19 protein-coding genes, 2 tRNA genes and 2 pseudogenes are annotated in these 24,809 nt (G+C 65.0%); 5 read left to right on the top strand and 18 right to left on the bottom strand.

All coding sequences use genetic code 11. From position 1 onward, the window contains the following. Positions 1-256 precede the first annotated feature (256 nt). Positions 257-1,315 carry a LacI family DNA-binding transcriptional regulator gene (locus tag EMB92_RS10335; protein ID WP_150394794.1) on the top strand — a complete coding sequence of 353 codons (1,059 nt, stop codon included), beginning with the start codon at positions 257-259 and terminating at the stop codon, positions 1,313-1,315. A 25-nt stretch (positions 1,316-1,340) separates the two neighbouring features. On the opposite strand, the gene EMB92_RS10330 is transcribed toward EMB92_RS10335, so the two are convergent. The 4 genes and pseudogenes from EMB92_RS10330 to EMB92_RS10320 all read right to left on the bottom strand — a co-directional run bounded on the left by EMB92_RS10330 (position 1,341) and on the right by EMB92_RS10320 (position 5,306). Next, on the bottom strand, positions 1,341-2,807 hold the full coding sequence (locus EMB92_RS10330) for a Maf family protein (RefSeq protein WP_150394793.1): 1,467 nt from the start codon (positions 2,805-2,807) through the stop codon (positions 1,341-1,343). A 65-nt stretch (positions 2,808-2,872) separates the two neighbouring features. Continuing rightward, positions 2,873-3,163 (bottom strand): annotated as a pseudogene (locus EMB92_RS11980) (homoserine kinase); the annotation flags it as partial. 80 nt (positions 3,164-3,243) lie between these two features. Further along, a pseudogene (locus EMB92_RS10325) lies at positions 3,244-3,976 on the bottom strand (homoserine kinase); the annotation flags it as partial. Between the two features lie 13 nt (positions 3,977-3,989). Then, positions 3,990-5,306, bottom strand: a complete 1,317-nt coding sequence (locus tag EMB92_RS10320) for a homoserine dehydrogenase (RefSeq protein ID WP_150394791.1) — start codon at positions 5,304-5,306, stop codon at positions 3,990-3,992. A gap of 429 nt (positions 5,307-5,735) precedes the next feature. On the opposite strand from EMB92_RS10320, the gene nagE reads away from it, so the two are divergent. Continuing rightward, complete coding sequence (nagE, locus tag EMB92_RS10315; protein ID WP_150394790.1) at positions 5,736-7,271, top strand: N-acetylglucosamine-specific PTS transporter subunit IIBC; 1,536 nt, start codon at positions 5,736-5,738, stop codon at positions 7,269-7,271. Between the two features lie 43 nt (positions 7,272-7,314). Beyond that, on the top strand, positions 7,315-7,833 hold the full coding sequence (locus tag EMB92_RS10310) for a PTS sugar transporter subunit IIA (protein ID WP_150394789.1): 519 nt from the start codon (positions 7,315-7,317) through the stop codon (positions 7,831-7,833). A gap of 129 nt (positions 7,834-7,962) precedes the next feature. Here EMB92_RS10310 and EMB92_RS10305 read toward each other — a convergent pair whose 3' ends face one another. The 8 genes from EMB92_RS10305 to EMB92_RS10270 form a co-directional block, all read right to left on the bottom strand. Further along, positions 7,963-9,558, bottom strand: coding sequence for a diaminopimelate decarboxylase family protein (locus EMB92_RS10305; protein ID WP_150394788.1), 1,596 nt, complete (start codon positions 9,556-9,558; stop codon positions 7,963-7,965). 19 nt (positions 9,559-9,577) lie between these two features. After that, the gene (argS, locus tag EMB92_RS10300; protein ID WP_150394787.1) at positions 9,578-11,434 is read right to left on the bottom strand and encodes an arginine--tRNA ligase; all 1,857 of its coding nucleotides are present in this window, start codon (positions 11,432-11,434) and stop codon (positions 9,578-9,580) included. 64 nt (positions 11,435-11,498) lie between these two features. Further along, on the bottom strand, positions 11,499-12,932 hold the full coding sequence (locus EMB92_RS10295) for an amino acid permease (RefSeq protein WP_150394847.1): 1,434 nt from the start codon (positions 12,930-12,932) through the stop codon (positions 11,499-11,501). A 262-nt stretch (positions 12,933-13,194) separates the two neighbouring features. Further along, the gene (locus EMB92_RS10290; protein ID WP_150394786.1) at positions 13,195-13,584 is read right to left on the bottom strand and encodes a Rid family detoxifying hydrolase; all 390 of its coding nucleotides are present in this window, start codon (positions 13,582-13,584) and stop codon (positions 13,195-13,197) included. A gap of 496 nt (positions 13,585-14,080) precedes the next feature. Beyond that, on the bottom strand, positions 14,081-15,145 hold the full coding sequence (locus EMB92_RS10285) for a glycerophosphodiester phosphodiesterase family protein (RefSeq protein WP_150394785.1): 1,065 nt from the start codon (positions 15,143-15,145) through the stop codon (positions 14,081-14,083). 394 nt (positions 15,146-15,539) lie between these two features. Continuing rightward, the gene (locus EMB92_RS10280) at positions 15,540-16,634 is read right to left on the bottom strand and encodes an aldose 1-epimerase family protein (protein ID WP_150394784.1); all 1,095 of its coding nucleotides are present in this window, start codon (positions 16,632-16,634) and stop codon (positions 15,540-15,542) included. A 277-nt stretch (positions 16,635-16,911) separates the two neighbouring features. Then, a tRNA-Asn gene (locus EMB92_RS10275) sits at positions 16,912-16,987 on the bottom strand. Between the two features lie 176 nt (positions 16,988-17,163). Beyond that, positions 17,164-17,595: a PH domain-containing protein gene (locus EMB92_RS10270; RefSeq protein ID WP_150394783.1), complete on the bottom strand. Its 432-nt coding sequence runs from the start codon at positions 17,593-17,595 to the stop codon at positions 17,164-17,166. Positions 17,596-18,120: 525 nt separating this feature from the next. On the opposite strand from EMB92_RS10270, the gene EMB92_RS11750 reads away from it, so the two are divergent. Then, the gene (locus tag EMB92_RS11750) at positions 18,121-18,735 is read left to right on the top strand and encodes a trypsin-like serine peptidase (protein WP_223847696.1); all 615 of its coding nucleotides are present in this window, start codon (positions 18,121-18,123) and stop codon (positions 18,733-18,735) included. 586 nt (positions 18,736-19,321) lie between these two features. Here EMB92_RS11750 and EMB92_RS10255 read toward each other — a convergent pair. From EMB92_RS10255 to EMB92_RS10245, 3 genes are all read right to left on the bottom strand, one after another. After that, on the bottom strand, positions 19,322-19,567 hold the full coding sequence (locus EMB92_RS10255) for a hypothetical protein (protein WP_317908934.1): 246 nt from the start codon (positions 19,565-19,567) through the stop codon (positions 19,322-19,324). Between the two features lie 87 nt (positions 19,568-19,654). Beyond that, a complete protein-coding gene (locus EMB92_RS10250; protein WP_223847695.1) occupies positions 19,655-20,089 on the bottom strand; it encodes a LysM peptidoglycan-binding domain-containing protein in 435 nt (144 codons plus the stop codon). 283 nt (positions 20,090-20,372) lie between these two features. Beyond that, positions 20,373-20,446 (bottom strand) — tRNA-Arg (locus EMB92_RS10245). Between the two features lie 356 nt (positions 20,447-20,802). Here EMB92_RS10245 and EMB92_RS10240 point away from each other — a divergent pair. Beyond that, positions 20,803-21,432: a CYTH domain-containing protein gene (locus EMB92_RS10240; RefSeq protein WP_150394782.1), complete on the top strand. Its 630-nt coding sequence runs from the start codon at positions 20,803-20,805 to the stop codon at positions 21,430-21,432. 71 nt (positions 21,433-21,503) lie between these two features. Here the strand turns inward: EMB92_RS10240 and EMB92_RS10235 are convergent, their stop codons facing one another. The 3 genes from EMB92_RS10235 to EMB92_RS10225 form a co-directional block, all read right to left on the bottom strand. Next, the gene (locus EMB92_RS10235) at positions 21,504-22,487 is read right to left on the bottom strand and encodes a tetratricopeptide repeat protein (RefSeq protein ID WP_150394781.1); all 984 of its coding nucleotides are present in this window, start codon (positions 22,485-22,487) and stop codon (positions 21,504-21,506) included. A 108-nt stretch (positions 22,488-22,595) separates the two neighbouring features. Next, entirely contained in the window at positions 22,596-23,618 is a 1,023-nt protein-coding gene (locus EMB92_RS10230; RefSeq protein WP_150394845.1) for a DUF8094 domain-containing protein, read from the bottom strand. Positions 23,619-23,644: 26 nt separating this feature from the next. Further along, on the bottom strand, positions 23,645-24,805 hold the full coding sequence (locus tag EMB92_RS10225) for a hypothetical protein (RefSeq protein WP_223847694.1): 1,161 nt from the start codon (positions 24,803-24,805) through the stop codon (positions 23,645-23,647). Between the last annotated feature and the right edge of the window lie 4 nt (positions 24,806-24,809).

Genomic DNA, 24,809 nt, shown 5'->3' with positions numbered 1-24,809 from the left:
GACCGTTGGTTTCAGGATAATCGCGAAACGCGAAAAGTGCAATGCGACTCACGAAATTTTTGTCAGAAAAAATGAAGAAACAGGAAAAACGCGAAAAACCGTGAACTGATACGTAATAATGGATACACCACCGAACATCCACCGCAATCGGACTATCCTCGAACACTGAATGAAGTACAGGTATCCGGGCGAAGTCAGGAAGTGCGGGGGCAATAACCGAGATAACAGAACAGAACCGAATGCAAAGGAGGGGATCATGGACGATGATGCCCGCGACGACTCCCCCAAACTCAAGGTCAGCGAACTGGCCCAGTTGATCGGCGTCTCCGCGTCGACCGTATCGAAGGTGATCAACGGCCGCCCGGGCGTCTCCGACGAGACGCGACGCCAGGTCGAGAAGGTGCTGCACGAGCACGGATACTCGCGCCCGCTGGTGAGCACGAAGCTCTCCCCCACCATCGAACTGGTGGTGGAGTACATCGCGCACAACGGCACGATGGAACTCATCAAATACGCCTCGTACTGGGCGCAGCAGGCAGGACTCGCCATCACGGTGACGCAGACCAACAACGGCGACGCCACCGAGGAGTGCTTCCGCGGCATCATCGACCGCAACCCCCAGGGCGTGATCCTCCAGCAGATGGGCGGACTCAACGATCTGGCGAAGTCACTGCTCAGGACGCGCAACATCCCGGTCGTCGTCATCGACCCGATCGACACGGTCGACACGGACGTGATGAGCGTGGCGATCGACAACTGGACCGCCGGATACCAGGCCGCCAGACATCTGCTCTCGCTCGGACACCGACGCATCGGCGTGATCCGGGGCCCCAAGAGCCTGCAGACCGGACTGGCGCGATACAGCGGCTTCGAGGCGGCGCTCGAACAGGCGCACGTGCCGCTGCCGGAGGCGTATGTGCGTCAGGGCGACTACTTCCCCGCCGAATCGAGCTATCAGGCGGCGTGCGAGTTGATCGAGATGGGTGACGGATCGGGCGCGTCGGACGACGATCTCCCCCGCCCGACCGCGATCTTCTGCTGCAACGACCTGTCCGCGGTGAGCGCCTACCGCGCCGCCCGCGAGCACGGGCTGCACCTGCCGGACGATCTGTCGGTGATGGGCTTCGACGACATCTTCCCCTCGGAGTATCTCATGCCGTCGCTGACCAGCGTCCATCAGCCGTTCAGCGAGATCGCCCAGCGTGCGGTCCAGATGATCGTCGACACCCGCGAGGACCGCTCGACCGAAATGCACGTGATCCTGCCCACCCGCGTGGTGCCGCGCGAAAGCACGGTACCGCCGCGGGAGGCCTAGGCTTAAGGGGCTTTAAGGGGCTCCTCTACCTGCCCTGATAGGCGGCGGCCAGGGACTTCAGACGCGCCTCGAAACGCGGCCAGTCGGTCTTCATCGCGGTCAGGAGCTTCAGATCCGGCACACGGGTCAGCGGCATCCACGCGATCTCCATGCTTTCGTCGTCGTTCGCGTGCGGCAGGACGGCGCGGCCCGGCCGCTCGAACGCGAAGACCGTGGTGTAGGCCCACGGACCGTGGTCCTCACGGTAGGAGCCGACCACCTCGATGTCTTCAGGGGTGATGTTCGCCTCCTCGTAGCTTTCGCGCAGCGCGCCCTCGATCGGCGACTCGCCGTCGGCGGTGGCGCCGCCCGGAATGCCCCAGGTGCCGCCCTCGGCCGACCACTTCGCGCGATGCTGCATGACGACATGCGTCACCTCGCCGGTACACGGGTCGCGCCGGGCCAGCAGGATGCCGGAGGCGCCGTTGGTGCCCCAGTGCTTGCGGCCGCATGCGCAGTCGACCCAGCCATCGCCCGGCTGATGCACGTTCTCCTTCGGCGGCAGCTCCTTGCCGTCGGCGCCCAACACGCCGGGCTCGCTCTCGCCGCGCACCACGTTCCACAGGTCCGTCCATGCGACGCCGAGCTCGCCGACCAGTCGACGCAGCAACGGCAGGCTGATGCCGATGACGCCATGCGGATCGCCCTCGATCGACTCGATGAACGCGCCACCGAAGCCCTCGAGCGTGAACGATCCGGCCACCTCGAGCGGCTCGCCGGTGGCGATGTAGCGTTCGATGTCGTGAGCGGAGAATTCGGCGAAGTGGACGATCGCCCGGCTCGCCCCGCGTGCGACGCGCCCGGAGGCGAAGTCGACGACGCAGTGACCGGTCCACAGCTCGCCGGTCGCCCCGCTCATGCGACGCAGGCGTTCGCGCGCCACGTCGGCGCTGTGCGGCTTGCCGTAACATTCGCCGTCCATGAGGAACATCGAATCGCAGCCGATGATCAGCGGGCCGACCTCGGCGCGCGTCAGCCCCGGCTGCAGCGCGACGACGTTGGAGATCGGCTCGGTGACGGTCGGGATGTCGACGCCGGAGAAGTCGCGCGTCGTGGCGATCGTGTCCTTCGAATAGTCGATCGACTCCGGGGCCGCGGGCTTGGCGGCGGACGCGCTGCCGGAGGCGGCGGACGCCTCGCGCGCCTCGTCCTCGGCGATGACCTCCTCGGCGCGCAGCGGGTAGGCGATGACGCGCTCGCCGGTCGCGGCGGCGGCCGTCGCGGCGACCTCGCGGTAGGCGCGGTAGACGGCGTCGGCCTTCGCGCCGGCGAGGACCGTCACACGCTGCTCGACGCTCAGATCATTGACCGTGACGCCGTGCTCGCGCGCGAAGTCCTCGAGCGCGGCCGGCTCGTCGACGTGCGAGACGCGGATCGTCGGGCACACGCCGGCCGAGTACAGCACGTCGCGGCGCGGGCGGGATTTGGAGGCCAGAATCACGGGAACGGACATGGGACGACTCCTTTGATACGCCGATGGCCCCCTCTGTCGAAGGAGCCATCGATTTCACATGATGATCAGCTGCGTTCGATCTCGACGCCGGTGGTGTTGATCGGCAGGTGCAGGGCCTTCCAGTGGCCGGAGGCCAGCTGGGAGGCGGCGACCTCGTCGATCGCGGCGCGGGCGTCGCCGTAGTGCAGCACGAGCACGCACGGGCCGGCGCCGGAGACGGCGGCCGCGTAGCCCTTGGAGCGGAACAGCTCGATCAGCTCGGTCGACGGCGGCATCAGGCCTCCGCGGTACGGCTGGTGAAGACGGTCCTGCGTGGCGGTGAACAGCAGCGCGTTGGCCTGCGCGGCGGCCGTGGCGAACGCGGCCGGGCTGACGGCATTCGCGGTGCCAGCAACGCCCGCGGCTCCCGCAACAGCGCCACCCAGCGACTCGGCACCGCCCTGCGCCGCGGCCTGCGCGAGCACGACCGGGTTCATCGCGGCAGGCAGAAGCCCCACGCGCGAGACGTTGTAGACGGCGTCCTTGTGCAGGATCTCCTTGGGCAGCGCCTGACGCGCCTTCTCGGTGGACAGCTCGTAGTCAGGCACGAACACGGCCGCGGTGATCGCCGGATCGACCGGGTAGTTGATCGTGTGGAAGCCGCCGTGCAGCGGCTCGCCGCCGGGGATCGCGACCGAGCCGACGCCCTCGGCGGTCGTGAAGTCCCACGAGACGGTCAGTCCGCCGAACACGGCCGGCGCGACGTTGTCCGGGTGGCCTTCGATGACCGCGGCCATGTCGAAGATGGCCGGACGGTTGAGTTCGCCGGGCTGCGCGAACGCGGCCGCCGCCGCGATGCCGGCGACGATCGCCTCGGCGGACGAGCCCATGCCGCGCGCCTGCGGGATGTTGTTCGTCGCCTCGAGCGTGAAGCCGAGACGGCCGAGGCCGAGCGTGGCGCACGCACGGCGGAACGTGGAGACGACCAGATGCGTCTCGTCGCGCGGGAGCGTGTCCTCGCCCTCGCCGTGGATGATCACATACGCGACGCCGTCGGACGGATCGTCGTTGAGGGTGAAGGTGAGCTCGTCGTGGTAGTCGAGCGCGAGGCCGACCGTGTCGAAGCCGGAGCCAAGGTTCGCGCTCGTCGCGGGAACGCGTACGTGGACGCTGTTGCAGATGGGGTTCATCGCGCGCCGCGCCTCAGTCCAGCACGCGCAGGATGGACGGCTGACCGGTGACGAAGTCGAGGGCCTGCACGGCCTTGACCGTCTCACGCAGCGTGACCTCGTCGGTCAGGTGCGTGACGAGGCGCAGCTGCTGGACCTCGCCGTCGTAGCCCGGAGCCTTGAGCGAGGGCTTCAAGTCCTGGTTGACGCCGTTGATCGACACGCCGTTCTTCGCGAACTCGGCGGCGATCGCCGCGAGCACGCCCGGCTTGTCGTGGATGAGGAATCGCACGGCGAACGCGGCCTTGGAGGCGTTGATCGGGGCCTTCTTCAGGTCCTTGTACAGCGGGATGGACGGGCCGGTGCATCCGGCGGTGATGTGGCGGGCGACCGTCACGACGTCGCCGACAACGGCGGAGGCGGTCGGAGCGCCGCCGGCGCCGCGGCCATAGAACATGAGGTCGTCGGCGGCTTCGGCCTTGACGAAGATCGCGTTGAAGGAGCCGTGCACGCTGGCGAGCGGATGGCTTTCGGAGATGAGCGCCGGGTAGACGCGTGCGGAGACGCCGGCCTCGCCGTTCTCGACGACGGCGAGCAGCTTGATGACCTTGTGCTCGGCGGTGGCGGCGGCGATGTCGTCGGCGGTGATCGCGGTGATGCCCTCGACCGACACGTCGTCGATGGTGACGGGCGTGTGGAAGCCGAGCGTGGCCATGATCGCGGCCTTGTTCGCCGCGTCGTAGCCCTCGATGTCGCCGGTCGGGTCGGCCTCGGCGTAGCCCTTGGCCTGCGCGTCCTTCAGGACGTCGTCGAACTGGAGGCCCTTGGTGGTCATCTCGTCGAGGATGTAGTTGGTGGTGCCGTTGACGATGCCGAGCATGCTCGTCACCTTGTCGCCGACGAGGGATTCGCGAAGCGGGCGCAGGAACGGGATCGCGCCGCCCACGGCCGCTTCGAAGTAGATGTCGACGCCCTTGGCCTCGGCCGCCGCGTAGATCTCCGGGCCGTACTTGGCCAGCAGGGCCTTGTTCGCGGTGACGACGGAGGCGCCGGATTCGATCGCGGCGAGCACGAACGTGCGGGCCACGGTGGTGCCGCCGATCAGCTCGATGACGATGTCGGAGCTCGTGGCCACACCCATCGTGTCCGTGGTGACGATCGACTGGTCGATCCACGGGAACCTCTCGGTCTCCTTCGGATCGAGGCAGGCCACGCCCGTCAGCTCGATCGGACGGCCGATGCGGGCGGCGAGCTCGTCCTTCTGCTCGACGATGAGGCGGGCGGTCTGGGAGCCCACGGTGCCGGCGCCCAGCAGGCCGACGCGGATGGGGGTTGCGTTATCGAAAGCCACTGTACGAATCCTCCTGAAAAATCTGCAATTGGCCCCATGGGACACAGGACCAACACCAGTATCGCATTCACATCACGGCGATGTCGGATGACTCCATCCTACGGAATCTTTCCGACACGCCGATTGACAACTTCCTTAACGAATATAGCCGTCGGTCGCGTCCGAACGAGCGCGAAGCGGAATCGAGACGGCCGTAGCCGTGCGGGATTTCAGGCAGACGTATGCATCGCGGATTTCGGGCAGATTAACGCATAGTCTCTTAACGAAATAGTTGCGACGTATGTTGCGCATAGCGTACGATGGTCGCTGAAGCGATGCTGCGGTAACTTAACGCAGCGCCGGACCAACGACGGTACGTGCGCGGCGAGCGATGACGCAGAAGGAAGTACCACATCGCTCGAAACCCTCAAGAGGGAGGTATAAGGAAAAATGAAGGCATACGTTCAGCGGCTCGGCCGCGCGCTTATGCTGCCCGTCGCGTGTCTGCCTGCGGCAGCGCTCTTCCTGGGCATCGGATACTGGATCGACCCGAGCGGATGGGGCGGCAACAACGTCGTCTCCGCGTACCTGTGCAAGACCGGCTCGGCGATCCTCGACAACCTCGGTCTGCTCTTCGCGGTCGGCGTGGCCGTCGGCATGGCCCGCGAGCGCGACGGCGCCTCGGCCCTCTCCGGTCTTGTCGGCTTCATGACCGTCACGACGATCATGGGATCGGCCTCGATGTTCCTCGGCTTCGACGGCGAGAACCCGCCGGCGGCCTTCGCCGCGGGCGCCATCGGCAACAAGAACGTGTTCTTCGGCATCATGGTCGGCTGCGTGGCCGGCTCGCTGTACAACAAGTTCCACAAGACCAAGCTGCCCGACTTCCTGGCGTTCTTCTCCGGCCGCCGCTGCGTGCCGATTCTGACCGCGGCCCTGATGTCGGTCATCTCGCTGCTGCTGCTGTTCATCTGGCCGCTCATCTACAACGGCCTGGTCGCCTTCGGTGAGGCCATCATGGGCATGGGTGCGGTCGGCGCCGGCATCTACGCGTTCTTCAACCGTCTGCTCATCCCGACCGGTCTGCATCACGCGCTCAACAACGTGTTCTGGTTCAACCTCGCGGGCATCGACGACATCACCAAGTTCTGGAGCGGCACCGGCGGCCTCGACGGCAAGACCGCCGCGGTTCTGGCGACCGGCGGCTTCCACCCGTGGGGTCAGTACGTCACCGGCATGTACCAGGCCGGCTTCTTCCCGATCATGATGTTCGGTCTGCCGGCCGGCGCGTTCGCGATCTACCGCAACGCCAAGCCGCAGAACAGGAAGGCCGTGGGCTCCCTGATGCTCGCCGGAGGTCTCGCCGCGTTCCTCACCGGCGTGACCGAGCCGCTCGAGTTCTCCTTCATGTTCGCCGCGTTCCCGCTGTACGTGGTGCACGCGCTGCTGACCGCCCTGTCGGTGTTCATCGCGGCGGCGTTCCAGTGGATCGCCGGCTTCAACTTCTCCGCCGGCTTCATCGACTGGTTCCTCTCGCTCAACGTGCCGAGGGCCCATATGCCGTTCATGCTGATCGTGCAGGGTCTCGTGTTCGCGGTCATCTACTACTTCGTGTTCGACTTCATGATCAAGAAGTTCAACCTGAAGACCCCGGGCCGTGGCGATGACGACGAGTCCATCTCCTCCGCCGCGTTCGACGATGCGCCGGGTGCCGCTGCCGCCGGTGCCGTGAAGGGCGACAAGGACTCCGTGCTCGCCGCGAAGCTCTACGAGCTGCTCGGCGGCAAGGCCAACGTGGTCGACATCGAGAACTGCACCACCCGTCTGCGCATGGGCGTCAACGACACCTCCAAGGTGGACGTGGACGCGATCCGCAAGCTGGTGCCGGGCGTCAAGGTGCTCGACAAGAAGAACATCCAGGTCATCGTCGGCACGCAGGTGCAGGCCGTGTGCGATGCTATGACCGATATCCACCGGAAGGCGTGACGCCGCCGCGAGACATCACGCACCCATATCAAGGAGGATCACCATGGGATTGTTCTCTGGACTGTTCCACAAGGACGAAGCCGAATCCAAGCCCGCCGAGTCGAAGACGCTCGCCATCGTCTCGCCGGCCGACGGCACCTACAAGCCGGTCGAGGAGGTGCCGGACGACACGTTCGCCGCGAAGATCCTCGGCGACGGCTTCGCCGTGGCGCCCACGTCGGGCACGATCGTCGCGCCGGTCTCCGGCACGGTGACGACCGTCGCCAACGCGAAGCACGCGGTCGGCATCACCACGCCGGGTGGCGTCGAGGTGCTCGTGCACATCGGCGTCGACACGGTCCAGCTCAACGGCGAGCCGTTCGACATGCTCGTCGCCGCAGGCCAGACCATCACCACCGGCAAGCCGATCGAGCGCGTGGACCTCCAGGCCGTCAAGGACGCGGGCAAGCCCACCGACGTGATCGTCGTGTTCACCAACCCGGCCGCGATCGCCTCGCTCGACCTCGACGCCCCCGAAACCGTAGCCGCCGGCCAGCCCGTCGGCTCGATGACGGTGAAGTAGGGGCCGCCGCAAGGACGGAATCGCCCGTAGGCGAGAGATTTCCGGCCTGATATGACGAATCCGTCTCGCTGGGAGGCTTCCCGGCGAGACGGATTCGTCATATCGCGGCGTGGTCGGCTCGCTCAGACATCACTCGCTCACGTCGAGGGCGAGGAGGTCGTCGACGCTCTGGCGGCGCAGCATCAGATGCGCGCCGTCCTCGCATACGGCCACGACCGCGGGGATCAGCGCCTGATTGTAGTTGCTGGCCATCGTGCGGCCGTACGCGCCGGTGACGGGCACGGCGAGGATGTCGCCGCGATGCGTGTCGGCGGGCAGTCGCACCTCATGCACGACGATGTCGCCGGACTCGCAGTGCATGCCGACCACGCGGGCGAGCATCGTCTCGTCCGATCCGCGGCGGTTCGCGAGTCGGGCGGTGTAGTCGGCGCCGTACAGGGCCGGGCGGATGTTGTCGCTCATGCCGCCGTCGACGGAGACGTACACGCGCTCCGAGATCGGATTGCCGTCCCTGTCGGTCGGCTGCTTGCCGTCATGCGCGCCCAGCGTGACGGGCTTGACCGTACCGACGCGGTACAGGGTGACGCCGGCTGGGGCGACGATCCAGCGGCCCGGCTCGAAGCTGATCGCGGGCGCGGGCATGCCGAGCGCACGGTTGACGGCCGCGACCGCATCGGCGAGACGCTTGAGCTCAACGCGCACGTCCATCGAATCCTCGCCGTCGGTGTACGCGACGGAGTAGCCGCCGCCCAGATCGACCTCGGGCAGCGTGTAGGCGTCGGTCGCGTAGAAGGTCTTGCGCAGGAGCATCATGCGCTTGGCGGCCTGGATGAACGCGTCGGCGTCATGGATGTTCGAGCCGATGTGCGAGTGGATGCCGACCAGTTCGAGCGTGTCGTCATGGGCGAGGATGTCCTTCAGGACCGCGAGCGCGGGGCCGTCGGCCACGATGCTCATCGCGGCGGCGAGCGCCCGGTCCTTCTCGGAGACCTCCTCGTGGCTCAGGTCGTACGGGTACCTGACGTCGTAGCGCAGCTGGCGCTCGTGGCCGGCGGGGGCCGTCTCCTCGGTCTCGGCGAGTCGCGCGTTGGTGGCGGCGGGAGTCACGTCGTCCAGATCGTCGAGCACGGCGAGCGCGGACGTGTCCGCACCGGCGGGCAGGAACGGGACGCCGAACTTCTGGTCCTCGTGCGCGGTGGAGATGTACTCGTGGCCGCCCGCGTGGATGCCGGAGGTGACGCGCAGCATCACCTTGGCGCGCTTGCCGAGTCGCTTGGCGATCGCGGCGATGCGTTCCGGCTCGTCGGGCGAGTCGATGACGATCTTCGCGAAGCCCTGCTCGATGGCGAGTTCGATCTCCTCGTCGGACTTGTTGTTGCCGTGCAGCACGAGGCGGCGGCCGGGGGCGCCGGCGGCGAGGGCGATGCGCATCTCCCCCATCGAGCAGGTGTCGACGAGCATGCCGGCGGAGGTGACGATGCGCACGATCTCCTTGGAGAGGAACGCCTTGCCGGCGAAGCTCACATGCGTGGTGGACGTGGTGAACGCGTCGGCGGCGGCCTTGACGAAGGTCTTCGCGCGGTTCTCGACCTCGTCGGTGTCGATCAGGTAGAGCGGCGAGCCGAATTCGTCGAGCAGCGATTCGGCGGTGCGCCCGTGGAACAGGGCGGCGCCGGTCACGGGGTCGACGCTCGAGGCGGCCGGCCAGATGGGGGTGATGGGCATGATGCGATTCTCCTTACCCTTACATCTTCTCCGGCGCGGTGACGCCGAGCAGGTCGAGTCCGGAGGCGATCACGTCGCGCACGGCGTCGTTGAGCTTCAGGCGGGCGGCGGCGCGTGCCGGTTCCGGCGCCTTGGCGATGCGCAGGGCCTCACGGGTGGCCTCGTCGCCGCGCGATTCGAGGTCGGTCAGCTCCATCGGCACGACGCGTTCGACGTTGTACCACTTGTGGTATGCGGCGGCGAGGTCCTCGAGGTATCGGGCGATGCGGTGCGGGGCGCGCTTGTCGCCGGCCTCCCTGATGACGGCCGGCCACTGGGCGAGCGCGGCGAGCACCTCGCCGTCGGACTCGGTGTCGAGCAGGCCGAGATCGGAGCCCTCGAAGGTGACGCCCGCGGCCTCGGCGTTGCGGTCCACGTTGCAGGAGCGCGCATGCGCGTACTGCACGTAGTACACCGGGTTGTCGTTGGAGTGGGAGGCGAGCAGGTTCAGGTCGATGTCGACCGGCGAGTTGTAGTCGGTGCGTGCGAGCGAGTAGCGGGAGGCGTCCACGCCGATCGCCTCGACGAGGTCGTCGATGGTGACGACGTTGCCGGCGCGCTTGGACATGCGCACGGCCTTGCCGTCCTTCATCACGTTGACGAGCTGGCCGATGAGGATCTGCATGTTTTCGCCCGGTTTGTCGCCGAACGCCTCGCACATCGCCATCATGCGGCCGATGTAGCCGTGGTGGTCGGCGCCGAGCATGTAGATCGCGACGTCGGCCGGGTTCTCCGGGCGGTGGCGCTTGTTCCAGTAGTACGCGATGTCGGCGGCGAAGTACGCGAACTCGCCGTTCGACTTGATGATCACGCGGTCCTTGTCGTCGCCGTGGTTCGTGGACGCGAACCAGGTGGCGCCGTCCTTCTCGTAGATGTCGCCGCGATCGCGCAGCACGGCGATGGCCTTGTCGACCTCGCCGTCCTGGTAGAGGCTGTTCTCGTGGAACCACACGTCGAAGTGGACGCGGAAGTCCTTCATCGACTTCCTGATCTCGTCGAACATCATCGGCACGGCGCGCTTGCGGAACTCCTCGCGCAACGCGGAATCGGACTCGCCGATCGGCTCACCGTCGGCGTTGAGGCCCTGATCCTCGTGGTCGAGGGCGGTCAGGTCGACGCCGTCCTCCCTGGCCTCGGCCTCGACGCGGCGGGCGATCTCGTCGATGTACGCGCCCTTGTAGCCGTCGAACGGAGTCTCGGTCTGGTAGCCCTTGTCACCGAGGTCGTTGTCGTGCGCCCACGCGGCGACGAGGGACTTGGCGAAGCGGTTGATCTGCTCGCCGTGATCGTTGAAGTAGTATTCGCGCACGACCTTGGCGCCGTTGGCCTCGAGCACGCGGGCCATCGCGTCGCCGGTGGCGGCCCAGCGGGTGCCGCCGATGTGGATCGGGCCGGTCGGGTTGGCGGAGACGAACTCGAGGTTCAGGGTCTCGCCGCCGAGGTGGGTGTTGCGGCCGAACGAGGAGACGGCCTCGCCGACCGTGGAATCGACCTTCGGGGCTTCGAGGATCTGGTCGACGACGGCCGCGGCGGACGCGGAGTCGAGGGTGATGTTGATGAAGCCGGGGCCAGCGACCTCGACCTTGGCGATGCCGTCGGCGGCGGTCAGTTCGGCGGCGAACAGCTCGGCGAAGTCGCGCGGCTTCATGCCGGCCTTCTTGGCCAGCTGCATCGCGGCGTTCGACGCCCAATCGCCGTGGGCGCGGTCCTTCGGACGCATCACGGCGAATTTGGCGACCGGGGGGATGAGATCTTCGGTGAGCTGTCCGGCCTTTCCGGCAACGACAAGCTCGTGGGCAATACGCGAAATGAGTTCGCTCAACGCTTCAGGATTCATTCTTACCATGGTACCGGGCGCGCTGACAGCCCCGGAGACATCCGGAAATCCCCCGGAGACAGCATCACCGATCGCCGGGATCCGGGCGACGATGGCGGTTGAGGAGGTGATAACCGAGATAGCACAGGGCGGTGAAGGGGATCATATAGTACAGCGTCGTGCGCTGGGTGTCGTCGAGGGCGACGAGGACCAGCGCGCCGATGCACATCGCGATCGCGAGCCACGGCAGCACCGGGAATCCGGGGGCGCGGTAGCCGAGTTCATCGACCGTATGACCGGAGAGTCGCCATTCACGGCGGAAACGGATGTGGCACACGCACACCGAGAACCACACGACCAGAGTCGCCAGTCCCGAGACCGCGACCAATACCAGATAGACGGTCGAGGCGGCGACGACCGACGACAGAAGCGCGAGCAATGACCCCGCCATCGAGAAGAGGACGGCCCACACGGGCACGCCGTGGAAGTTGGTTCTGGCGAACCGGGCCGGGATCAGCCGCTCCTTGGCGAGCGACCACACCATGCGCGAGCACACGTACAGGCCGGAGTTCGCGGCGGAGAGCACCGCGGTCAGCACCACGAAGTTCATCACGTCGCCGGCGAACGGCATGCCGATCGACTGGAAGACGAGCACGAACGGGCTGGTGTCGACGCCCGACTTGTGCCACGGGATCAGGGCGGCCATCACGGCGATCGAACCGATGAAGAAGATCGCGAGGCGCAATACGGTCGTGTGGACGGCCTTCGGGATCGCCTTGGACGGATCGCGCGTCTCGCCGGCCGCGACGCCGACGACCTCGGTGCCGGAGAACGCGAACACGACCGTCAGCAGCGTGGAGAAGACCGGCGCGAAGCCGTTCGGGAACCAGCCGTCGGCCACGAAGTTGCCGAACAACGGCGCCGAATCGTAGCCGGCGATCGGGATCGCGCCGAAGATCGCCAACAGGCCGATGACGATGAACGCGACGATCGCGAACACCTTGATCGACGCGAACCAGAACTCCGCCTCGCCGTAGAGTCGCACGGACAGGATGTTCAACACGAATACGACGGCGATGAACACGGCCGACCACACCCATGTGGGCGAACCGGGGAACCATCGCTGCATCAGAAGTCCCGCGGCGGTGAACTCGCTGGCGAGCGCGACCGCCCAGTTGAGCCAGTAGAGGACCGCGATCACGAACGCGGTGCCGGGACCGATGAACCGCTTCGCGTACATGTGGAAGCTGCCGGCATACGGCATCGCGACGGACAGCTCGCCGAGCGAGACCATCACGCAGTAGACGAGCAGCGAGCCGACCGCGTAGGCGAGGATCGCGCCGAGCGGGCCGGCCTGGTGGATCGTGTAGCCGGAGGAGACGAACAGTCCTGTGCCGATGACGCCGCCCAGGGAGATCATCGTCAGGTGGCGAGACTCCATCCGTCGCTCGAGTCCGGTGGGGGCGGCGGTTCCGGCGTCGTCGTCCGATGCGATCGGATCGCGGGCCGAATCCGTCATATCCGCCGCATCTGTCATCTTGTTCTCGTTCGTTCCACCGCCGGTCTCGGTATCGGCCATCTCGCTCCTTCGTCCGCCTGTTCACACGACTACGTCATGATAGCAACGGCGCGAATGACGGGGAACACACGGGAACGGAAGTACGGGGGATACGGAAAGGGCCGACACCGGGATTGTCCGGCAGTCGGCCCTCATATCGTCCGACCCGTGATGACGGTCATCCATGACCGCATCGCCGATCGCACATCACGACGTCATATCGTCACAGGACGGCGATCGCGTCGATCTCGACGAGCGCGCCCTTGGGGATGTCGTTGCCGCCAATCGCGACGCGGGCCGGCTTGACGGAGCCGATGAACACATCGGCGTAGCGGGCGTCGACCTCCTTGAAGTCCTCGACGTTCTTCAGGTAGATCGTGGCGCGGCAGACGTGCTCGATGCCGGTGCCGGCGGTGTCGAGGATGCACTTGATGTTCTTCAGGGCCTGCGCGGCCTGCTCGCCGGCGGTGTCTCCGGCCAGTTCGCCGGTGGCCGGGTCGATGCCGAGCTGGCCGGAGACGAACACGAATCCGTTGGCCTTGACCGCCTGGCTGTACGCACCCAGTGCGGCCGGCGCCTCGGAGGTCGCGACCGCTTCCATCTTCTCGCTCATATGAGCTCCTTCACATATCATTGGTCGACCATGGCGTCCTATCGTCCATGGCGGCGTACGCTCCCCGGGACTATCCACGGTCGGACCACACGAACCGTACGTTACCCGTCAGCGTAGCGTACGTTCGTTGCGGCGGATGGGTCGATGACCACGTTTTGCGTACGCCGATCATCGACCGCCCCACCATCCGGCGTACGTTCCCGGGGACTATCCGGCCGGAGACCACGGACGCCGTACGCTCAGTCGCTGTAGGCGTACGCTCTCGGGGGCTATCCGACCGATACCCCAAGAAAACGTATGCTGAGCCGCGGTCAGCGTACGTTTTTATGGGATCATCGGGATAATCCCCCATTCCGCGTACGCTGACCGCGGTTCAGCGTACGTTCCACGAGATCAGGGCTTCCGTAGTCCCCGAAGACGTACTCCCCCGATCATGGGCGGATGGGAACGAGGGACGTCGGAATGGATGATGGGCGATCAAACCGAAGAATGGGCGTCAGTTGCTTGATACCAGACCGGTAAGGTGCTTCAGGCCCTCGTCGTCGACGCGGATCTCGTGGCGGGTGACGGTCCTGACGACCTTGCGGGCGTTACCACCGAGGATGCCGTCGGCGCCGAGACTCAGGGTCGAGTTTCCTCGACGGTAGTCATCACTGACACCGGCGAACACGGGGATGTTGTCTCTGCGGGCACGGGCGAGGACCGCAAGGTTGATGCGATCGCCGCGCATGACGACGAAGCTCGAGTCCTTGGGCCATTCGATCGTCGAACCGGGCACCGGGCTCACGCATTTGCCGACGGACCAGTCGGGGTGACGCTTGTGGATCAGGGAGATCGCACGGTCGGAGGTGGACATGAGCATCGTGCGATCGGCGAACTCCGCCTCCTCGACTTGCGCCATCACGGCGTCGGTGAGGGCGGGCGCATGAGCGTCGTCGGTCTTCAGATCCAGGAGGAGACCGGTGTGATCGTTGACGTGCTGCGCGGTGTCGATCGCCTGCGCGAGGGTCGGGATGTGGTAGTTCTCGCCGTGCTGGCGCATCGGCATATGCTGCAGCTCGCGCGTGGTCAGGTCCTTGACCTGCACATCGACATGGTCGGCGGACAGTCGTCCGGTCCTCCTGTCGTGGAAGACGACCGGCGTGCCGTCGGCGTCGAGTCGCACGTCGATCTCGGAGTAGTCGGCGCCGCGCGCGCCCGCATTGGCGATGGCGCGCAACGAGTTCTCGGGCGCGGAGTCGTCGCCGCGGTGCACGATCGCGAGCGGGCGCACGAACCAGTCGGAGGATGACGGCGAGACGACGCTCCCCCCGTGCTCGCGTCGGCGCAGGTTCGCCGCCAATGCGATGCCGGCGACGAGCGACAGGGAGATCAGCAGCACGATGAGCTGGATGAGGCAGTTGCGGCGGGTTCGGGAGCGATCACCCTTTTCGCGTGATGCCGCCGTGACGGCCGTTCCGTCAGACGAGACAGTCGATGGAACAACCGACGGGCTCTCCACCACGGCGTCGTCTCCGGTACGGGTGTTCATCCCGTCTCCGCGCGTCATTCCATTCGTCATCACACACCTCCTGATGAACCCCGCCGAACGATGACGTCCATGATTCCCGGCTGGAAATCCGCTGGGACTCGTCCCCGCAGGTTCACCATTCGTTCAGCTAGCGGTAGCTTTGCTGTAGCTCATTATGGGATGCGTCACTGGTGATCGCCACGGTTTTCAAGGCATGTTCATGGGGTAATCAGGGTATTTTCAGGGTCGTCCCGGAAACCCCCTACACCCCCTACTCAGGAGAATCATCCTCGTGGACGATGGCAGGACGATGGCAGGATGATGACGGAACGACAAAGGCCCCGGACGGAAAACCAAACGGATCCGTCCGAGGCCTCGCGCCGGCGTCACATCCAGCGCCACATCGTCCAGCGTCGCATCATGCGACGATCACGCGTGCGGAACGTCACGCGCCGAGCAGCGCGTCGCGGCGGGCGGTGAATTCGTCGATCGCCGCATCGCCCTCGATGACGGTGAACGTGATGGTCTTGCGTTCGCTCGCCTGCGGGGCGAGGGTGTGCAGGTCGCCGCGCTGCTCGTGCCAGCCGCGGCCGAGCACGCTGGAGTTCGACGGTTCGAGGCCGACCACGTAATCGCCCGAACCCATCGACTTCCATTCCATGAAGTACGGGAAGTCGGCGGCGTCGAATTCGATCTTCAAGCCGAGGCCGAGCCTGCGGTTGACGACGCCGGCGAAGCTGCGACCATCCGCATCGGCGGCCAGATCGTGCAGATACACGCTTTCGGGCTTGTTCGCGACGGGTTCGCCGATCTCGTTCCACGGAGTGTCGTCGGCGGCGGTCGTCTCGTCGCGCGGCGTGGCCTTGCGGCTCGGGATGACGACCTCGGCGCCGTCGTCGAGCAGCGGCCAGCCGACGTTGCAGTGGTACATCCACATCAGCGGCTCCTCGCGGAAGCTCTCGTTGGTCACCTCATCCTCGACGGTGATCGTGGAGGTGCCGTACACGGAGGTGATCGTGCGACGCAGGACCATGTTCTCGCCGAACAGCTCGGCCTCGCGCATCTCGCCGGAGACCTTGAGCACGTAGCGGCCGTCGGCGTCCCAGTAGGCATCGGAGCTGACGTGCTCGGCGGGCGTGGTGCGGATACGGCCGTGCATCGGGAAGCTGCCGGCCGGATACTTCGAGCCCGCCGAAGTGACGTAGGGGGCGCAGATGTTCTCGAAGCCGCAGGTGAAGAATAGGCCGCCCATGATCGAGCGCTGCGCCTCGAGACCGTTCGTGTCGAACTGGTTGCGGCCGTTGAGACCCGGCTTGGACAGGAACGTCAGGTTCTCGCCGCGGTATTCGATCTGCGCGATGTCAAGCGCGCGATCGGCCATCGACATGAAGCGCAGCGGGCCGTTCTTCACCTCGATCGCCTTGAGGCCATGGGAGCGTCCCTCCTGATATTCGATCGGACGCGTGTAGGCCGCCTGCTGGATGCTGCCCATGTGGGCGAGCATGTCGGCGCGGGTCGGATTGTCGTGATGGATCAGCATGATTCGTACCTCCTTGTGATCAGCCTGATCGCCGTTTGTCTGCCGGCATGTGCCGGCATGTGCCGGACGCCATTGTACCTGATGCGGAATGTGTCTGGTAAGCGCTTTCCGCAAGATGGAGGCGCACTGAACGAACCACCCCCAGACTCGCCCCGCGAGGCTAGTCGCCCACGATTAAGGACGCACTGCGCGCATCGCATCAGCCCGCCCGTAGACTCGCCTGCCGCTGGAATCGCCGGCAAACAAAAGAACCCCGGGACTAGCCCGGGGTTCGAGATGGCTCCTGCGGCTGGGCTTGAACCAGCGACCGTCCGATTAACAGTCGGATGCTCTGCCAACTGAGCTACGCAGGAATATGTTTTCTGTGAACAAGATTGCTCTTGCGCACAAGTCACATAGCATATACGAACTTTCGCAGAATGCAAATCGCGTGTCGCGATCGCCGTGTCGCAACCGTCATCCACGCCATTCGACCACGCCATTCGACCAAGCGGTCAGGCAACCGCCTCACTCATCCGCACGCAGCCGCTTACCTTCCACCATCGTCATAGCCACCGTTGTAGCCATCGTCATAGCCACCCTCGTACGAACCGTCGCCCATGTACTCGCGAGCGCTGACGCGATTCACGTTGCGCGATTCGTCCACTGCGCGCTGGATGACGCGGCGCACATCGAACCCCCGGACGATGTTCTTGAGAACCAGCTGACCGCCGGACGACTGGTCTCGCGTCTCCAGCGTGATCGTCGACAGGCCGAACAGACGCTGCAGCAGCGTGCGGGTAAGCGTCAGATCCACGACACGGAACAGCTTCGTCACATCGTAGGTCTCGCGAAGGATTCCCGACTTGACCGCGATCTCATCGTTGGTCAACGTGTACGTGGTGAAGGTGAACGGCGTGCGACACCAGTTGCGTTTGCGCTGCGCCCAGATGATATCGCCATCGGCCATACTGTTGGACATCGCAGGTTCCTTTCGTTGCGAGCCGGTACACCTCCATCGTACCGGCCGCCACTACCAGCATTCGCCATCGTATGCAGCCCGACATGGCGGGCCCAAAGGGGATCGAACCCTCGACCTTCTGTTGAGAACGGGGGTTAATTGACTCAAACGCCTCAGATTTGTACACCTCAAAACCGTTGAAAAATCAACGTTTTCAGGCTTTGCTGTTCTTGGTTGGCTTGGCTCGTTCAAGCGGTTCCGAGAGGTCATCGTGTCTGGATTATGTCTGGAAACGGGGCCGAGGAAGCATTCCGCCGGTCTACTTGTTACGCAGAGATCGTAGCCGACACGCCGAAAGAGTGAGTGCAATCTGACGAGGCACCTCTTCCAAATACAAGTCAAAGGAGCTATATTTTTACTGCGGTTTGAGTGGCCATCATCCCCTCAGCCACATGACTCGAACGCCTCACAGCTTCGTCCGTTGAGCCGGTTTCGCCAGACGCAGCCCCCTATCGCACCAAAAGCTACGGTCCAAGAGGAATCAGCATGAAGAGACTTCGAACAACCCTCCCTGTCACCCTCGCAACTCTCGCCGCGACAGCCTTCCTGTTGGTCTCGGCTACGGCACCAGCATCGGCCACGCCGACGACCCCGAGCGGCCTGCCGCTTTCGTCCGCTACTACAGCGGTTCATGCACCGGTTACGAACCCCGACACGGGTCATACTTACACTCCCACTAGCATCGAAAGCAGGGCTGAGCTCAACGCGAAGGGCGGAGATCCTGTGGTCACCGCCTATTGGACTCCCGAGCGTCTCAAGAACGCCATCCCCGCCGATACCCCGGCAAGCATGGCCGAAGTAGACAAACAAGTCACGGAGTTAGAACAGCATGCCTCCGCAAACGATCCCCTTACCATCGGCTCCTCCCCTGTCGCGGCGACGTCAACCACGATCACGCCGCAGGCGGCGCCTCCGGTCACGAACTTCTCGAAGACCAACGGGAAGGTCTTCTACCACAATCAGACCAATGGTAAGGATTACGTCTGCTCCGGATCTTCCATAAACAGCGATTCTAAGCGTCTCGTCGTCACTGCCGGCCACTGCGTCTATGGTAACCCGGGAAACAAATGGCACAGCAATTGGGTATTCATGCCAGATTAAGGACTGGTGAACACGCAGCCGTGGATAATCATAATCTGATTCGCCTATGCCGGCTCCCGGCAGTACTGGTGGCAGCCGTCTTGGCCGTTATTGCCATGACGGGCTGCACCACCGGCGGTGGCGAAGCCCCTCCCAGCTCCGCCACTACAAATCCTGGATACGCTCCCGAGGCGAAGCCGCCAACACAATCCACGAACGATATACAACAGCGCACCGACCTCCATAACGAGCACGTATCCTCATGGAACCGATACGAAGTGGTCTCGGACTACTCGATACGTGTGTTCTTCTACATGAGCGACCCGCAGTGCTACGGCGTACGGGCGGCCATTGACGAAGACACCACTACAGTGCGAATCACCCTTTATGAGGGGGCTCTACCCGACGCGCCAACCGAATGCACTACTCTTGCGGCGAGTGCATCCCTTCTCGTCACTACGCGTGATCCCGTCGGAGCACGCTCCGTCGTCTCTGGCAACTAACGACCGCTTCCCGGGTGGAAGTTATGAATAAAAACCGGCATCCGGCACCATAAAAGGCGACGGATGCCGGCAATATCGGTATCACGCTGCGGCGCTGTCCTTGCTCAGCTTGCCGTCGAACGCTTGGTTGACGAACGTGTAGACGGCCTGCGCCACTCCGACGACCCCGGCACCCGTAGCCGTAATCCACTGGTGGCGACGATGGCGAGCACGTCGAGCAGGATGCTCATGCCGAGGCTGGTCATTCCTACGTAGTCGGCGGGGATATACTTCTTGAACGCCTGAATCAACGCCGGTGCGATAAGTGCGACGATACCGGCGGCGAGAGTGGTCGCTGCGGAAATATCCATAAGGTTCTCCTCAAGTTAATTGGTCTGGACGTAGAAATGGCGGCCTCCAGCGTGGTGGCCGAAGGCCACAGAAGGTTCGGCGGCTGCTCAGTAGCGCAGCTGCTGACCGGGGTAGATCAGGTTCGGGTTCCGTAACCAGTTGAACTGGGCGACGCGCTGCCAGCCGGAAGCTCCGAAGATCCCGCTCAATGTCTCACCGCTCTTCACGACGTGGATCCGTGTGCCGGTCACATTGGCGCTGACAGCGGTGCCGTTGCCCTGGTAGGTGACGGTCTGGCCGGGCCAGATGCGGTTGATGTCGCCGCTGGGCACGCTCCACGCGGTCACGGGCCACAAGCCGGTTCGCACGGCGATACCACTGATGGTGTCACCGGACCGCACCACCACGCTATAGCCATTACCTACGTTCGGCTTGCTCGGCTGGGGTGCGGTCTGGGGCTGAGGTGCCGGCGTGGGGACGCTGACGTTGCCGGGATTGGCGTACTTGTTCCACTGGGCGGCGGTGCCACGGAAGTAGTTCAAGTCCAAGGGGCCGGCGTATGGTGGCCGACCGACTACTCGCCAAGCTATCCGTCTCCACGATGGAGGGCACTCCGACCGAACTGAGTAATGAATGCGCCAGAGCGGGAATACGGATTCCGGCAAGCACTATCCGCTCATGGATCGATCCAACGGGGGCACATTCATCCAAATGAGGATGGACGTATACCTCTCAGCGCAATCATTCCTCTGCTCAAACAACGTGCCAAATATGGATTGAAATAAGAAAAAGCCCGCCTCCCAAATTAGGAAGCGGGCTTACTTGTGGGCTCGAAGAGATTCGAACTCTCGACCTTTCGCTCCGGAGGCGAACGCTCTATCCAGCTGAGCTACGAACCCAAGCGCGCAAATTATACCACCACATCCACCCGAGAATCCACCTTCACCAACCTCACGGTTGAGAGGCAGACGAACCCGGAAGTCCGAGGGAATTCCGCCATCGTGTCTAATCGTGTCTGGCGGGATTTTTGCCTAATCTTCAATTATCCCACTCTCTAAGCGAGAGTAAGGCTGAGCCCCCATCCCAGCGGAAGTGCTACCGGAACCTTCTGTTCCGGAGACAGACGCTCTATCCACTGAGCTACGGACCCATGCGTCGCATACGGATACGCTCCGCATGCGACGCAACTCCCCTACTGTACACCACTTGCGCATCCGACGCCACATGCCCGGGTCATAGACGCTACACTTGAGGTATGTCCGAGCCTGTGAACGATTTCGAGTACGAGCGCCGGTTCTTCTGCCGCGAGATGCCCGCCGAATATGACGACGGCGACACCCCCACGCTGATCCTGCAAAGCTATTACGTGCACGCCGACAACTACGCGCTGCGCGTCAGGCTCAAATCGCACGACATTCGCGTCGACATGACCCCGGACCTCGACCCGATGGACGTCCTCGAACGCTACCGCGACCACTTCTCGTCGGCCTACGTGACGGTCAAGGGCCCATCGGTGGGCGGCACACGCTATGAGATGGAGCATGCGATCGACACCCGCATCGCCACGGAACTGGTGCAGCGCGGCGGCGCGCTCATCATCAAGAACCGCTATTCGGTGTGGATCGCGGAGGACGGTTGGAGCGTCGACGTGTTCGGAGGAACGAACGCGCCGCTGGTCGTGGCCGAGGCGGAACGCGCCACCCCGGTCACGAACCTGACGATCCCGAGGTTCTGCATCACCGAGATCACCGACCAGCCACGATTCAACAACGACGGACTGGCCGGAAGGCCGTTCAGCCAGTGGCGGGACGAGTTCGAACGGGAGCTCGCCGCCAACGGACCGCATTTCCAGCCGTATTTCGGGAAGAATCGGAGGATGGAGTAGGTATATAACTCCTCCTATTCTCTCCCCCAGTCAGCTTCGCTGACAGCCCCCTCGTCAGAGGGGGCTGAGATTCAGTACATGAGGGTGGCGAGGCGGCGGCGGGCGGCGCGAAGACGCGCATCGGCCGCATCGGGGATGGCGAAGTATTCGAGCAGGCGCTTGCGCACCGGCTCGATGTCGGCCTTGTGACCGGCGGCCACGAAGTCGAGCAGACGGTCGAAGGCGTCCTGGATCTGGCCGCCGATCATGTCCACGTCGGCCACGGCAAGCTGCGCCTCGACATCATCCGGAGCGGCGGCCGCGGCGGCACGCACCTCACGCACGTCCGCGTTGGCGGAGCGGGCCAGCAGCAGCGCCTTGGCACGTTCGCGCGCGGCGACCACGTCACCCGGATCGGATTCAAGCACCTGCGCGTAGGCCGCGGCGGCACCCGCGTAGTCGCCGGCCTGCGCCAGCTGATACGCCTCCTGATGCTCCGGCGGCACGACGTTCGAGCCGGCGCCGGCCGCGCTCGAGCCGTCACCCGTACCATCGGCACCATCGGCGGACGGGTCGCCCGAGTACGGCGCGGTGCCGGTGACGCCGGACTGCTGCGCCATCGCGACGATCTTCGGCAGCACCTGATCCTTGATCTGCGCCAGCTCGTCATCCGTGGCGACGCCCTGCAGCAGCGGCATCGGACGGCCGGCGATCAGCGCGAACAGCGCCGGAGCGCCCTGCACCTGCAGCGCCTGCGCGATCGAGGGATAGGAGGCGATGTCGATACGCGACATCTGCACCTGACCCTTGAGCGCGTTGACCGCATCGGCGAGCGCGCGGGCCATCGGGAAGAGACGATCGTCGGTCGGCACCCACAGGAACAGCAGGATCGGGAACGTGGCGGAGGTCTGCACCATCGCCTGGAACGTGTTCTCGGTGGTGTCGATGACGTAGCCGCCGGCCGCGGGCGCTCCGCCGGCCTGACCGGGCTCCGCCTTCACCTGATGCGCCAGAGCCTCCAGATCGACGGCCCCCGCCAGAGAAACCCCGGGATTGAACTTCGGCTGATCAGCCATACCACGCCTCCACTGTGACTTACGAAATCTCAATAACGCCGTCACTCATCTTAGTGACGCAGCGAAACTTCCGCACCGATATCGCCGACCACGAAAAACGGAAAGCGATTACAGCGCTTCGACCTTGACGGCGTAGCGTTCGGCTCCGACCGCGGTGATCTTGGCCGCGTCTCCGGAGCCGCCCGCCGGCGGGATGTACAGCGCGATCACGTTCACGTAGGTGACCTTCATCGTGCTGGTGGCCTTGCCGTTGCCGAACAGCGCCTTCTCGTTGTTGTTGGCGGGCAGCGATTCGCGTCCCTCTCCGGCCTGGCGCGTCCAGACCGAGTCGATGCGCGCGACGACGAGGTCGCCGCCGTCGGTGGAGCGCATGACCTTGAGCTGGTCCTTGGGCACGGTGAACGTCTGCTGCTGCGTGCCCTTGTTCGCCTCCATGCCCTGCTGGACGGTCTGGTCGAGCGTGCGCAGCTCCTGGCGGAGCAGATCGTCCTTGAACTTGGCGTTGTATTCGCTCTGCGCATCCTTGTTGAGCAGGTCCGCGTACATCTCGACCGCCTTGGCCGGGGTGGCGACGAGCTTGGCGTCGTTCGCGGTGCCCATTTCGGTGCCGAGCTTGGGGACTTCGAACTTCGGCAGTTCGGCGCCCTGGAAGAGTCGGGCGAGTCCCCACAGCTTGTAGTTCTGGCGCGGGGAGTCCTGCGTGAAGACGAGCAGTCGCTTGGACTGCTGGTCCTCGGTGGTGGTGGTGATCGTGTACACGGTGCGCGGCCAGCCGTCGTCGGTCGGGATGACGGTCTGCGTCATGCCGCGCGGGATGGTGGCGAGCTTGTCGAGCGATCCGGTGGCCTTGGCGACGGCGAGCTGGCTGGTGCGGATCTCCAGCTCCGGTCCGGTGACGCGTGCGGCCAGTCCGTCGGCGCTCACCGCCTTGTCGGAGGCGGCGAGCGTGTCGAGGATCTTGGTACGGATCTGCTCCTCCTGCTTGACGGTCAGGTCGGGGGCGTGGGTGGACGAGTCGGGCGAGGCGACCTTCGGCACCTGCCCCTCGCAGGCGGCGAGCGAGACCAGCAGTCCCGCCGAGAGTGCGATCGCAAGCGCCTTCGTGGCGGTGCGGCCGAAGCGTGTCATCATGTTCCTCGTATTCCTCATCGGCGATCTCACTCCTTTCCCTTGCCGTCGTCGCCGTTATCGTCGCCGGAGGTCGATTCCTCGCCGACCTCCCGCGCGAGTCGGGCGAAGTACGCCTGCAGCTCGTCCTGCGAGATGACGGACGTGGCGCTGTCGTCGACCGGTTCCGGCTGCGGCTCGGGCGTCGTCGGCGCGGGCGTCGCGCTCGCACCGGCGTCGGCGACGAGGTTGCGCGACGACGGGTCGACGACCACCGGCTGCGTTCCGGTTCCGCTCTCCCCCTCGATCCGGACGACCGGAATCGACGACGAGGTGTCCGATCCGACCGCGTGGCGACGGCGCGGTCGCCCGCTGCTCTTCGGCGTGAAGCTCGGCTTGATCGCGTTGAGGCTTCCGGTGAACGCCTCGGCGATGGAGACCTCCTCCTCGCGTGCGGGGATCGGGTCGCTTTCGACGACGCGCTTGCGGCGCTTGTGCGGCGGCATCGCGAAGACCGATGCGGTCAGGATCGCGAGGACGACCAGCAGTCCGCCGAGGAAGTACATCGGCGTGGAGTAGTCGGGCAGGGTCTTGCGGGTCCACGTGAACGAGACGTCGGCCGAGTCGCCCCCTTCGCCCAGGTCGACGAGCGCCACGTCGGTGACGGCCGAGGAGGTCGCCTTGATTTCGGTGGAGCCGTCGCCGCACTGCACGGAGCGCCACATGTCGGAGTCGGCGAAGGCGACGTCCTCATCGCCCGAATCACCCGAATCACCCGAATCGGACTGGCTGCCGGACTGGCCGGTGCCGGCGGAGGCGCGTTCGGTCGACAGCGTGGTCCAGTCGGACAGGCCGGTCAGTCGGGTGTAGGGGTGTCCGGCGAGCCAACCGGTGGCATCCTTGGACGAGGCGATCGCGACGCACACGGTGCCGGAACCGCCGTCGGCAGTGATCGTCACGCGGTCGTCGACCAGTCCCAGCACGTCCGGATCGGTGACGATGTATCGGGTGCCCGTCACCTTGGCATCGGCGGTGATCGTACGGCTGGGCTGCCAGACGGTGGCGTTGAGCAGTCCCAACGCGATCGCCGCGACGGCGAGCAGACCGAAAATCGGGGTGACGACGCCTCGCATGATCATGGCGTGGCGCTTCGCCCGAAGCGCCTCCTCCTGCGCGTTTTCGGGTTTCCTGTTGCGTTTGGTAAGTCTCATAATA

The organism is Bifidobacterium callitrichos (genome assembly GCF_008698085.1).
Classification (GTDB): Bacteria; Actinomycetota; Actinomycetes; order Actinomycetales; family Bifidobacteriaceae; genus Bifidobacterium; species Bifidobacterium callitrichos.
Note: the sequence above shows the minus strand (reverse complement) of the source record. Positions and strands in the feature narration are given on the sequence as shown.

Bases quoted from the DNA above. Each gene is read 5' to 3' on its own strand.
- EMB92_RS10225 (WP_223847694.1), bottom strand. From the start codon at position 24,805: ATGAGACTTACCAAACGCAACAGGAAACCCGAAAACGCGCAGGAGGAG.
- EMB92_RS10290 (WP_150394786.1), bottom strand. From the start codon at position 13,584: ATGAGCGAGAAGATGGAAGCGGTCGCGACCTCCGAGGCGCCGGCCGCA.
- EMB92_RS10310 (WP_150394789.1), top strand. From the start codon at position 7,315: ATGGGATTGTTCTCTGGACTGTTCCACAAGGACGAAGCCGAATCCAAG.
- EMB92_RS10235 (WP_150394781.1), bottom strand. From the start codon at position 22,487: ATGGCTGATCAGCCGAAGTTCAATCCCGGGGTTTCTCTGGCGGGGGCC.
- EMB92_RS10295 (WP_150394847.1), bottom strand. From the start codon at position 12,932: ATGACGGATTCGGCCCGCGATCCGATCGCATCGGACGACGACGCCGGA.
- EMB92_RS10330 (WP_150394793.1), bottom strand. From the start codon at position 2,807: ATGTCCGTTCCCGTGATTCTGGCCTCCAAATCCCGCCCGCGCCGCGAC.
- EMB92_RS10255 (WP_317908934.1), bottom strand. From the start codon at position 19,567: ATGGATATTTCCGCAGCGACCACTCTCGCCGCCGGTATCGTCGCACTT.
- EMB92_RS10280 (WP_150394784.1), bottom strand. From the start codon at position 16,634: ATGCTGATCCATCACGACAATCCGACCCGCGCCGACATGCTCGCCCAC.
- EMB92_RS10270 (WP_150394783.1), bottom strand. From the start codon at position 17,595: ATGTCCAACAGTATGGCCGATGGCGATATCATCTGGGCGCAGCGCAAA.
- EMB92_RS10335 (WP_150394794.1), top strand. From the start codon at position 257: ATGGACGATGATGCCCGCGACGACTCCCCCAAACTCAAGGTCAGCGAA.
- nagE (WP_150394790.1), top strand. From the start codon at position 5,736: ATGAAGGCATACGTTCAGCGGCTCGGCCGCGCGCTTATGCTGCCCGTC.
- argS (WP_150394787.1), bottom strand. From the start codon at position 11,434: ATGAATCCTGAAGCGTTGAGCGAACTCATTTCGCGTATTGCCCACGAG.
- EMB92_RS10240 (WP_150394782.1), top strand. From the start codon at position 20,803: ATGTCCGAGCCTGTGAACGATTTCGAGTACGAGCGCCGGTTCTTCTGC.
- EMB92_RS10305 (WP_150394788.1), bottom strand. From the start codon at position 9,558: ATGCCCATCACCCCCATCTGGCCGGCCGCCTCGAGCGTCGACCCCGTG.
- EMB92_RS11750 (WP_223847696.1), top strand. From the start codon at position 18,121: ATGAAGAGACTTCGAACAACCCTCCCTGTCACCCTCGCAACTCTCGCC.
- EMB92_RS10230 (WP_150394845.1), bottom strand. From the start codon at position 23,618: ATGATGACACGCTTCGGCCGCACCGCCACGAAGGCGCTTGCGATCGCA.
- EMB92_RS10285 (WP_150394785.1), bottom strand. From the start codon at position 15,145: ATGACGAATGGAATGACGCGCGGAGACGGGATGAACACCCGTACCGGA.